Source organism: Effusibacillus consociatus, from assembly GCF_042652925.1.
GTDB lineage: Bacteria > Bacillota > Bacilli > Tumebacillales > Effusibacillaceae > Effusibacillus > Effusibacillus consociatus.
The window spans coordinates 1-12,176 of the sequence record NZ_JBHSHC010000084.1; the positions used below are offsets into that span (position 1 = coordinate 1).

The 12,176-nt window shown below is 42.7% G+C and carries 7 protein-coding genes and 1 pseudogene; all 8 read left to right on the forward strand.

All coding sequences use genetic code 11. The features are described from left to right. Positions 1–327 precede the first annotated feature (327 nt). Positions 328–963: pseudogene (locus ACFO8Q_RS09910) on the forward strand (RNA-guided endonuclease TnpB family protein); the annotation flags it as partial. A 236-nt stretch (positions 964–1,199) separates the two neighbouring features. Next, positions 1,200–1,340: a hypothetical protein gene (locus ACFO8Q_RS09915; protein ID WP_380025613.1), complete on the forward strand. Its 141-nt coding sequence runs from the start codon at positions 1,200–1,202 to the stop codon at positions 1,338–1,340. Positions 1,341–1,360: 20 nt separating this feature from the next. Then, positions 1,361–2,587: a hypothetical protein gene (locus tag ACFO8Q_RS09920; protein ID WP_380025614.1), complete on the forward strand. Its 1,227-nt coding sequence runs from the start codon at positions 1,361–1,363 to the stop codon at positions 2,585–2,587. 14 nt (positions 2,588–2,601) lie between these two features. Continuing rightward, entirely contained in the window at positions 2,602–3,186 is a 585-nt protein-coding gene (locus ACFO8Q_RS09925; RefSeq protein ID WP_380025615.1) for a Uma2 family endonuclease, read from the forward strand. Between the two features lie 318 nt (positions 3,187–3,504). Further along, on the forward strand, positions 3,505–4,179 hold the full coding sequence (locus ACFO8Q_RS09930) for a hypothetical protein (protein ID WP_380025616.1): 675 nt from the start codon (positions 3,505–3,507) through the stop codon (positions 4,177–4,179). A gap of 67 nt (positions 4,180–4,246) precedes the next feature. Continuing rightward, positions 4,247–7,123: an SNF2-related protein gene (locus tag ACFO8Q_RS09935; RefSeq protein ID WP_380025617.1), complete on the forward strand. Its 2,877-nt coding sequence runs from the start codon at positions 4,247–4,249 to the stop codon at positions 7,121–7,123. 14 nt (positions 7,124–7,137) lie between these two features. Further along, positions 7,138–8,757 (forward strand): site-specific DNA-methyltransferase, encoded by a 1,620-nt coding sequence (locus ACFO8Q_RS09940; protein ID WP_380025618.1) that lies wholly within the window; start codon positions 7,138–7,140, stop codon positions 8,755–8,757. Then, complete coding sequence (locus ACFO8Q_RS09945) at positions 8,754–11,465, forward strand: DEAD/DEAH box helicase family protein (protein ID WP_380025619.1); 2,712 nt, start codon at positions 8,754–8,756, stop codon at positions 11,463–11,465. The genes ACFO8Q_RS09940 and ACFO8Q_RS09945 overlap by 4 nt, the downstream gene beginning before the upstream one ends. Positions 11,466–12,176 lie beyond the last annotated feature (711 nt).

Below are 12,176 nucleotides of genomic sequence, written 5' to 3' on the forward strand. Positions count from 1 at the left end.
AAAAGGAATTCCGCTTGGTGAGATTTTGTTCAGAATTTTAATTCAGTACGTAGTTTTTAAACAGACTCTAGTAAGTACCTCCACAATGTTATCTTTAAATTTCATTTTAACAAATGATTGTTCGTGCATGATACTGATTGCCATATTTTCGGTACGACAGTTTCTATATAAGTTGAACCTGAATAGTTCCAGAATCAGAGAGGGTTTCATGGCTCCACCGTCGAACTAATCGAGATCAATAATAGGACGGTGAATGGCCATGAAAAACAAGGAAACCATCGCTGAAATTGAAGAGCGAATTAAACGCACGAGAGATTGTAGAATGTACGAACGCCTTCAGGCCATACGACTCCGGTTGAAACAGAAGTGCATGCACTGCCTAAAGCTAACAAAGATGTTGGCATCGATGTTGGGTTAAAGGATTTTGCTGTACTCTCCAATGGAGAAGTATTTGCTAATCCTAAATTCCTGCGCAAGTTAGAGAAAAAATTAGCCCGTGAACAACGCAAACTTTCCAGACGCAAGAAGGGATCATCCAACTGGAATAAACAACGAATTAAAGTGGCTCGACTCCACGAGCATATTGCGAATGCAAGAACAGACTACTTGCAAAAGATTTCAACGCATATTGTCAAAAACCACGACATCATCGCGATTGAAGATTTGCAAGTATCCAATATGATGAAAAATCACAAGTTGGCAAAAGCCATCAGTGAAGTATCTTGGTATCAGTTCCGTACCACGCTCGAATATAAAGCGAAATGGTTCGGACGTACCGTAGTGGCAGTAGGCAAAGCATTCGCTTCTTCTCAACTTTGTTCGAAGTGTCATTATCAGAACAAGGAAGTGAAGAACTTGAATCTACGAGAATGGATATGTCCTTCTTGCAATACGCATCATCAAAGGGACATTAACGCAAGTAGAAACATTCTTGCCGAAGGCAAAAGACTACTATCTGCATAATCGCAGGAACCGTAGGAACTACGGAGATAGCTTGGTAAATTAGTCGAGGTTACTCGGCTTTACCCAAGAATCCCGTGACTTTAGTCACGGGAGGTTCAATTGTGAAAGAAAGGATGCTAAAATGCAAGAAAGAGGTCACCGCGATATTGATCCCGTGCTTGATCGCATGAGAAAGGGGAAGACTTGTTCCAAGCTTTGACAGAAGAGCATCCAACATGTGTCTGGGGATATGTAGGGTGGGGGATATTGACAACGCACCCAACTCATTGCCGGAACTCTGCAACAAACAAAAAGCTGCGGAAATTTATCGCTGGGGTCTTCCGTTTTGTGATCAACCGGACCGGGAAGTTATTGAAGAAAGGCTTGATAATCTGTAAGAGCAGGGAGGCTTCTTGTTATGCATTTTGTTGATGTTCAAGAAACTTTGGACAAAGCCCACGACTATATGATGGCAGAAGCATTTGGGGCTGCGGCAAATTATTTCTACAAGGCGGTCACTGGTAATGAGAAGAGTGAAGAGGCGTGGGTAGGACTGGCGCTATCCACTGCCATGATGCAGTCTTATGATGACACTCAAACGATTTTAGCTCGATATGCATTGAAAAAGCTGCCTTTTACCGAAGAATTGGTTGTGCAAGCCCTGATCGTTTTTCGGGAAAATCCGAGAGCCCTCGCGGAGTGGCTTCGATTAGCCTTGAAATCCAGTGGGATACCGGACAAGTTCCGGCAGTCACTTCCCAAGATGGCAGCCGATCTGGAACGGTCCTTTCGTGAAATGGTTCATGAATTCGATGTTGACTTCCTGGAAGCACACGGAATGCTTCCCTTGAAGGATCTGGCGGAACGACAACTGGATCTGGATTGGATGATGGAAGAACCAGTCGAGGAAATTCTGGACACTCTTCAAGACTGGATCGAAACACCCGAAACATCCGTAATGGGCGTCCGAATTCTCCGTTACTATCCTCATACCCGGAGCGAAAAAATGTTGCGGCGTCTGTGCAGAAGCGAAGAAGCCAAACCGGCTGCCAAGACCCACGCTCTTTTGTCGCTTCGTTGGTTGGGAGTGGAAGGGAATGTGAGAGTCAACAAGTTCGGGCAATCTTATGTAGTGAATTTGGACGAGCCTTCTCCCGATTTGGAACTGGGGCTTCCCACCGACTTCGCAAGGGTTGTCGATTGGGTAGAGCTGTGGATCGCCAAGGAAGAACATATTATCGATCAAAGTCAGTTTGATCGGTTGGCCCAGGATGATCAAAAGTTTCCGGAAGAAATCGCCGATCAAATCCACAAAGGGGATCTCCCGTTCAGACTGCTTTCCATCGCAGAAAAACTGATGCACGGCGTATACTTCCATTATTACCCCGAACTCCCGGAAAACCTGGATGAGAAGGAGTGGGGTACTTCGTTACTGGACTTGTTGAAAAAGTGTGTGGATGCTAACGGTGAGGGATGGAATTATACGGTGCCCTCCCTTAGTGAACACGCAGCCAACATTCTTAGTGAACACGCAGCCAACATTAAGGAAATGATTGTAGCGGCGAATCCGGAGTATACCGAACTGTTGGAAGAAATTTCGGCCAGAAGAGAAATTGCAGCGGAGGCGTTAAACAATTCTCGTTGACCAGGGTGGCGCTTATGGGATATGAAGGGAAGAAGTCGAATCCACTAACAATTAAGGAATCGGGATGGACAGTAGACGACTACATGAAGCTCCCGGAAGACGGGAATCAGTATGAGATTGTCGGCGGGAAGTTGGAACTGAAGCCATCACCGACTACAACTCATCAGAGAATCAGCAGTAACCTGGAACACATTCTTAAGAATACGTGCGATCAAGAATACATTATTATGGACGCCCCAGTAGATGTGATACTTTCGGATACTGAGACCCGACAACCTGACATCCTGATGGTTCATCGAAGTCGGGAGTCCATCATAGAAGAACACGCAGTGGTCGGCCCCCCTGATCTGGTGATCGAGATTCTCTCTCCGAACAGTGCCAAGCGAGACCGGGTGATGAAGAAAGAATCTTATGCAAGGTTTGGGGTACCCGAATATTGGATCGTCGACCCTGCAAACCTTACGGTAGAGCAGTATCTGTTGGTCCGATCGGGTGAGCCTTACGAACTGGCGAATGTATTTGAAGCGGAAGATACCGTGCATTCGGAACGAATTCGTTGTGTATCTTTTGTGGTCAAAGAAGGATTGAAGATTGTTTGAGGGACAGCCACCCAGCTGTCCTCTTTGTCTTCCGAATCAAAAAATCCCCGGTTTGTTCCCATCAAGAACGATTGTTCCATGACAGGATCTGTCAGGGAGTTCTGTTATCATGAGTTATGCAGTTGATTCCAAATAATGGTTATTCGCTCGCGCTGAAGGACAGAACCACCCCAGTTCAAGTGTTGATGGCCAGAATTTATCAATGAGCCTTGCAAAACCTCTTGCTTCTGTGTCAATATCTAAAGTAATCGCATGTTGCTTATTTGAGCCAACATTTCGAGGAATGCGACAGCGGATGCAGAGAAGGTTGCGAACCACTTGCTGCCGATCCTGCAAATTCAAGTATTCCCTAAGGTGCCAAACCAACAGAGTCTTCTTGCAGAACTTAGTCGTAAGTTAGATAAGATTGCAGATTTGTTCGGTTCCTATGCAAGAGATAAAACCTATTTTTCCGTGGAAGAAGTGGCGGTGGAACTACGAAAGTTTCTGGGCGGGGATAGGTATTCCAGTGAAAACTTAGCTTCTATTCTAGTTCAAAGCGCAGACAATTATGACCGTATGAAACGGCGACATTCCAACTTTTATACGCGGTTTATTACTTACAACGAAAGTCGTAATCGCTACACGATTCAAAACAGCGGGTATGCAAGTTTTATCGATTGGATTCGTACCGATACACGGTATCTACTCCATGAATCAGGAGCAACAGATGATAACGATCAGGCCGTCGAAGTATACCTTCCGAAAGTCAATCCGGAGATTTTCCTGCGTATCAACTCCCGTTTGCAAATGGAACGCAGTTTACGGGATCCTCATAATTATCGGAACTTTATTCTCGAAAATGTTAAAATGCGCCATAAAATTTCGGTGGCGATGCTGACGTATCTGTTTGAAAATGAAGTAAGCAATGATGTATTCTGGGAACTGATTGAGGATTATTTTCTCGGGAGAATTCCAGATGAGGTTCTTGCGGAAGTGCGGAGGTCATCGTAGACGTAAATGCACTGTCATTGTGATTGGTGTTGTCACAACCCGAAATTAGAAATAGGTGATACATACAATGACTACCCCTTATCATAGTCAATATTACGCATACGAACTGACAAAACAAAGTGCTTCCAATACAGTTGGTCGGCTAAGCCAATCTTTAATAAACGCTACCGTGGATTTGAACCCTCATCAGGTTGAAGCGGCTCTTTTTGGATTTAGGGCACCTCTGGAAAGGGGAGCATTGCTGGCTGATGAAGTAGGCCTCGGCAAAACAATTGAAGCCGGATTAATTATTAGTCAGTTATGGGCGGAGAGAAAACGAAAAATCTTAGTCATTGTTCCCCCACCGCTACGGAAGCAATGGAATCGGGAACTACTAGAAAAATTTTATATCCCTTCGGTTATTTTGGAGAGCAAGAATTACAATGAGATATATAGGGAAGGCAATCCCTTCCCATTCAGTCAAAAGGATCATGTCGTCATTTGTTCGTATCAATTTGCCCGCAATAAGGCACAAGACATTCAACGTGAAAAATGGGATCTGGTGATTATCGATGAAGCCCATCGAATGCGGAATGTTTATAAAAAATCCAATAAAATCGCCAGAGTTTTGCGTGATGCAACAGAGGGGTACCCGAAGCTGCTGTTAACAGCAACCCCACTACAAAACTCACTTATGGAACTGTACGGGTTGATCAGTTTTATTGATCCATATATATTTGGGGATGAATCTACTTTTCGCAAACAATTTGGTCATGGAACGAAAGAAATCACCAAACGTGATTTTATGGATTTGAAACAACGGATTAAACCGATATGTCACCGGACGCTTCGTCGCCAAGTTACGGAATATGTGCCATACACCAAGAGAATTCCCATCGTTCAGGAATTCACATCCAGTGCCAAAGAGTGGGAATTGTATGAGAAAGTATCCGCCTATTTGCAGCGGGAGGATATTCATGCCCTGCCCAAAAGCCAAAGAACCCTGATGACATTAGTTGTGAGGAAAATCCTCGCTTCCTCCACCTTTGCCATTTCGGATACATTGCTTTCCCTTGTCAAGAGGCTGGAAGCTCTTTTGGCAGAGCAGCAGGGAGAAGATGTTTTGACTCCAATTTATGAAGATGTCGATGAAATCAATGAAACAGCTGAAGAGTGGGATGAATCGGATGAAGATACACCTGACGCGGCCGGACAAGAACTGCAAGCGGATCATGTCAGCGAAAACATCACGGCTGAAAGAAATGAACTGTTTTCTTACTATCAGCTTGCAAACTCTATAACTGAGAATGAGAAAGGAAAAGCCTTACTTGTTGCATTGTCTAAAGGCTTTGCTAAACTGCGTGAACTTGGTGCCAACGATAAGGCGGTTATTTTTACGGAATCCAGGCGTACCCAGTTATATTTGAAAGAAATGCTGGAGCAGAACGGATATGCCGGTAAAGTCGTCATGTTTAACGGCTCCAACAATTCGCCGGAAATCAATGAAATTTATCAACATTGGCTTGAAAGGCATAAGGACGATGATCAGATCACCGGTTCGAAAACGGCTGACATACGTGCCGCATTGGTAGAGCATTTTAAGAATGAAGCGTCGATAATGATTGCAACGGAATCAGCTGCGGAAGGTATCAACCTGCAATTTTGCAGCTTGGTCGTCAACTATGATTTACCCTGGAATCCGCAACGAATTGAACAGCGAATCGGTCGCTGTCATCGTTATGGGCAGAAGTACGATGTCGTCGTGATTAATTTTTTAAATCGCAAAAACGAAGCGGATAAGCGGGTATTTGAACTGCTCGAACAGAAATTTAACTTGTTTGACGGCGTATTCGGTTCTTCCGATGAAGTGCTTGGCTCACTAGAGTCTGGAGTTGACTTTGAAAAACGAATCCAGCAAATTTATCAAACATGCCGAACTGCTGACGAGATTCAGGATGCTTTCAACCGGCTACAAGCCGAATTGGATGAGCAGATTCAATGCAAGATGAAAGAGACCCGCAAAAACCTGCTCGAAAACTTTGATGATGAAGTAAGGGAAAAGCTCAGGGACCACTACGAGCAAACCAGTCTGCATATGAACAAATTGGAGCGTCATCTTTGGGGGCTCTCTACATTTGAAGGAAGTACGCAAGCCCAATTTGATGATCATTCACTTAGCTTCAAACTGAATCAAAGTCAAGAGAAATATCAAATGATTTCGCAAGTCCGTAAGGCAAACCATGACAGCTATGTTCATCATTATCGATTGGGGCACTCTCTTGCTGCCAAATGGATTGAGCAGGCGAAGAGCCGGGAATTGTCCACCAGAGAAGTCGTATTCAAATATTCGGAGTACATCGGAAAAGTCAGTGTATTATCGAATCTGGTCGGGAAATTCGGTTGGTTATCTTTGGATTTGCTGCAAGTGAGTTCAGCGGAGGAAGAAGAATATTTAATCTTCACCTGCATTGACGCAGACGGAAACCAAATCGAACAGGACATTTGTGAAAAAATGTTTGACGTACCGGCATCCGTGGATGAAGAGGTCAGTCTTTCAGAACCGATTCGTCATTTGTTATCGAATATTTTAAAGCAGCAGGAAACAGCCATTTTGCATAAAATTCATCAACGAACAAACGAGTTTTTGGATCGGGAGCTTGAAAAGCTGGATAAATGGTCCAAAGATTTAAAAGACAAACTCGAAATCGAACTGAAAGAAATCGATTTGGAGATCGCACAGCTTCAGAAAGATGCCAGAATGACGCGGCAAATTGCTGAAAAACTGGAGATCAATAAAACGATCCGTGAACGCGAGAAAAAACGCAGTGAAATGCGGCGTAATTTGTATAATGAGCAAGACGAGATTGACCGCCAAAAGGAGCGGTTGTTTGCTGATGTGGAGAAAAAGTTGGAGCAGAAATTAACCCGTAAACATTTGTTTACGATTAAGTGGAGATTGATTTAGCAGGGGTGTAAATTATGAACGGAAGAACGAAGTTAGAATTAATGTGGATTGGGAAGGATCAGGAACCCCGGCTTGAGCCAAGGATATTGCTAGAAGATCCTGATTTGTCATACCATGCTGATTTTCGAGTAAGTGAGAATGATATTTTTGATAATCGGCTAATCTTTGGGGATAATCTGCTTGCGTTAAAGGCGTTGGAGCAAGAGTTTACTGGGAAGATAAAGTGTATTTATATAGATCCACCTTATAATACGGGAAATGCGTTTGAACATTACGATGATGGCATTGAACATAGTTTGTGGCTCTCATTAATACAAGCCCGATTAAAAATAATTCATAAACTCTTATCAGTGGATGGCTCTTTATGGATTTCAATTGATGATGATGAATCCCATTACTTGAAAATTGTTTGTGATGAAATCTTTGGAAGAAATAATTTTATAAGTTCTATTATTTGGCAGAAAAAATATTCGCCAAGTAATGATGCTAAGTTTTTTTCGGACGTTCATGACTATATTCTCGTATATGCAAAAAACAAGATGTCTTTTAAATTGAATTTGTTGCCAAGAACTGAAGAGCAAGATAAAAGATATAAAAATCCTGATAATGATCCGAGGGGACCATGGAAACCAAGCGACCTTTCCGTAAAGACACCAAATCCAAGAGATATTTATCCTATTACTACTCCCTCTGGAAGAATCGTAATGCCACCTGAGAGTAGAAGTTGGGTTGTATCTAAAGAAAAATTCGAAGAATTAGTGAAGGATAATAGAATTTGGTTTGGTAAAGACGGGAATAATGTGCCTTCTGTTAAACGTTTTTTAAATGAAGTACAAGAAGGAGTTGTTCCAAAAACCTTATGGCTTCGTGATGAAGTTGGAGATAATCAAGAAGCAAAAAAAGAAATAAAAGCGTTTAATAAAGACGATGTTTTTACAACTCCTAAGCCAGAAAGGCTCATCCAACGAATTTTACAAATTGCAACAAAAGAAGGTGACATTGTCCTCGATTCCTTCGCAGGCTCCGGAACAACAGGTGCAGTCGCTCATAAAATGGGTCGCCATTGGATTATGATTGAATTGGGAGAGCATTGCCATACCCACATTATTCCTAGAATGAAAAAAGTTATTGATGGTACGGATCAAGGCGGGATCAGTAAAGCAGTCAATTGGCAAGGCGGCGGTGGTTTCCGTTACTATCGTTTGGCTCCCAGCTTGCTTGAAAAAGACAAGTTTGGCAACTGGGTGATCAGCAAAGAATACAATTCTACCATGTTGGCGGAAGCCATGTGCAAACATAAAGGTTTCACTTACAGTCCGGATGATACTTTCTACTGGAAACAAGGCAAATCCACTGAAACGGACTATATCTATACAACAACCCAATTGATCACTCGGGAAATTGCGGATCAAATTCAAGAGCAGATGGCAGAAGATGAAACTTTGCTCATCTGTTGTAAGGCTTTTACAGTGAATCCGCAAGATTATCCCCAGATTACATTTGAAAAAATCCCGACCTCCATACTGAAGCGTTGCGAGTTTGGAAGGGATGACTATAGTTTATCCATCGCTCAAATACCGAATAAAGAAAAGGTAGAGCAGGTGGATCTGTTTGGGGAGGAGAATGGACAATGAATCGGCATGTCAACGCTATTTCCGCAAGATTAAGTTTGCGAAAACCACAAAAGGAATCTCTTGCAATATTGGCCGACGTCCTTGATGTTGTTGAGCTAGGGAAGCATACTCCCGACTCCCTTCAGGAACAATTAGTGAGGATTCAATCCTTATTCCCTTCCGTCACCGATTTCGAACGTGAATTTCCTTCTCTCTGTTTCGCATTGGCGACGGGGGTTGGAAAAACACGTTTAATGGGGGCGTTTATTTCTTATTTGTACATTGCCAAAGGAATGAAAAACTTTTTCGTTCTCGCTCCTAACCTGACCATTTACAATAAATTGATTCAGGACTTTACACCCAATACACCTAAGTACGTCTTTAAAGGGATTTCAGAATTTGCAGCCAATCAGCCGGTGATTATTACCGGAGATAACTACGAGGAAGGAACAGGTGTAAGAAAACAAAGTTTATTCGGCGATACAGAAATTCATATCAATATATTTAATATTTCAAAAATTAACACCGAAGTACGTGGTGGCAATTCGCCGCGTATCAAGAGACTTCGGGAGTATATCGGACAAAGCTATTTTGAATATCTCTCTTCCCTGCCTGATTTGGTTCTTCTGATGGATGAATCGCACCGTTATCGGGCATCCGCAGGCATACGGGTATTGAATGAACTGAATCCGGTCCTTGGTTTGGAATTAACAGCAACACCTCAAGTAGAAAGCGGGACAAGATCAACCCCTTTTAAAAATGTCATCTACAGTTATCCGTTACATAAAGCGATGGGGGATGGATTTGTCAAGGAACCGGCGGTAGCTACACGCGAAAACTTTAATGCCGATCATTTTTCAGAAGAAGAACTGGAACGGATTAAACTGGAAGACGGAATTATAGTCCATGAAGAAACCAAAGTTGAACTGGAAGTTTACGCAAGACAGAATCATCAGCCCATCGTCAAACCGTTTGTACTTATCGTTGCCCAGGATACCAATCATGCTGCCCAATTGCTTCAAACCATCCAATCGGATTCATTTTTTGAGGGCAGATATAAAAATAAAGTGATTACGGTTCACTCCAATCAACGCGGCGAAGAAAAAGACGAAACGATCCAACAGCTGATGGCGGTTGAAGATCCCAAGTCTGAAACTGAAATTGTTATTCACGTTAACATGCTGAAAGAAGGTTGGGATGTCACCAATTTATACACGATCATTCCGCTGCGTACCGCAAATTCGAGAACGCTGGTTGAACAGTCAATTGGTAGAGGACTTCGCTTGCCTTACGGGAAACCCACCGGAGTAAAAGCGGTAGACCGATTGACCATTATTGCCCACGATAAATTTCAAGAGATCGTCGACGAAGCGAATAATCCGAATTCGATTATTCGCAGTGGTGTGATCATCGGTAGAGATGTGGCTAAAGAACAAAAAAAGGCGATTACTGCTCCACCCATCATTGAAGACATCGTGACCCAAACGATTGAGGAAAAAATGGTTCAGGAAGTCATCCAAAACTCGGGTCATAAGCAGCTTGATGAAACCATTCCGGCTGTCCAGTCCAATATTCGACAGGTAATCGATTTGGTACAAACAAAAGTCAAGAGCTTTGAATATCTGTCCAGTTCCAAACAGTTGGATACACCGGAAGTGAAAATGCAATTGGTGAGAGAAGTGCAAGCAGCGTATATTCCTCATGAATTGGATTTGTACCCGGAGCAACGCCAGGAAATGGTGGAAAAAATCGTCGAAATCTTTGTGGAAAAGACAATTCAGCACACCATCGATATTCCGAGAATCATCGTTCAGCCAGTTGGCGGGCTTTCCTGGGGTTACCATGACTTTGATCTGGATGTTAGCGGCATTAACCTGCAACCTGTAGAAGATCACATTCTCATTCAACATTTGCGGACAAACGAACGTGAAATCCTGCAAAGAAATGAATGCGAGTATGAAGAAGAACGGTTTGAGGATTACTTGGTATCCGTTTTAATGGATTATCCCGATATTTCATATGATGATCATGCCGATCTTCTATATAAACTGGCTGGGCAGTTAGTTCAACATTTACAAGGATATCTAAACGATGACCAAAAAGTTCGTAATGTTCTCTTGTATCATCGAGTCCGTCTTGGAGAATTGATTCATGCCCAGATGAAACAACATTACTATGCACAATCCACTGACTATGAAGTTACCATTCCAAAAGGATTTGAGACGTTAAAGAACGCTTACTATACTACTGCAACGGATGAAGGAGTACGTTCCTTCCGTGAACCGGTTCCAGATAAATCGCGGATCAAAAGCATGGTATTCGGCGGTTTTCTGAAATGTCTTTACAAGGAACAAAAATTCGATTCTGATAGTGAACGGCGGTTTGCGGTGATTTGCGAAAATGATCCAAACCTAGAAAAATGGTTCAAGCCATCCATGAATCAAAACCATATCAAGATTTATTACGGGCATAACTCAACGTATTATCCTGATTTTGTAGTCGAAACTAAGACAAACAAGTACATTGTTGAAGTAAAAAAAGAATCCGAAATGGACAGCAAAATTGTCCAGGACAAAGCGAAGGCCGTACTTAAATGGTGTGAACATGCTACACAGCATGAGATTAAGCATGATGGGAAACCATGGATTTATCTTTTGATTCCACACACGGATGTTCAAGAAAATATGACGATTGATGGTTTGAAATCACGTTATGCACTTACAATTTAAAGGAATTGAGCGTGTGAGTTCGAATCATAAAGAATAGCCTCCTTGAGAAGGAAGGCAGGGGGTAATGCCTAGTCAAAGATGAAAGAATTCCGTTTCCTTTGGTTGGATTTGTTGAGTACTTACCAATTCTCCACTGGAAAACGGAATTCCTTTTTGGCTTTCCCGCTGTTTTAAAAAGTACATGGGGAACTAATCATCAAAATATTCCCCACCTATCAACCTAATCTTGTCCGTGAGATTATCTTCCTCAGAATGAACTGAGGAGGATTTTTTTGATGATACACTCGGAGCATAGAGAAATATGGAAGGGCCACATAGAAGCTTATCGCGCTTGTGGACAGGCGCATTGGATTGGCGTACGGCCCATCAAGTCACCCCGTGCCAACTCTGGTATTGGATAGGGAAATTTAAAAGATGCAATAAAAACAGCTCGGGATGTCAATGGGTTACGGTCAACGTGGACAACCGGGCGTTACAGATGAGTCGTCTCTACTCGTCACGGTGGGTTCTGCGCGATCGCAGTCAGGCTAGCAAATTCTTTTTAACTTTGAATTCAAACTTTGATATTATGAAGTTAATGATATTTTAAGAGCAGCGGTACGATGTCAAGACCCTAACTTAACATAATATTTGCCGTACCCTGAATATTTCGGCGCGGCAGAGCCGCTAGGTTAATGAATGAGAGCCACCATGTTAATGAAATAGAGCCAA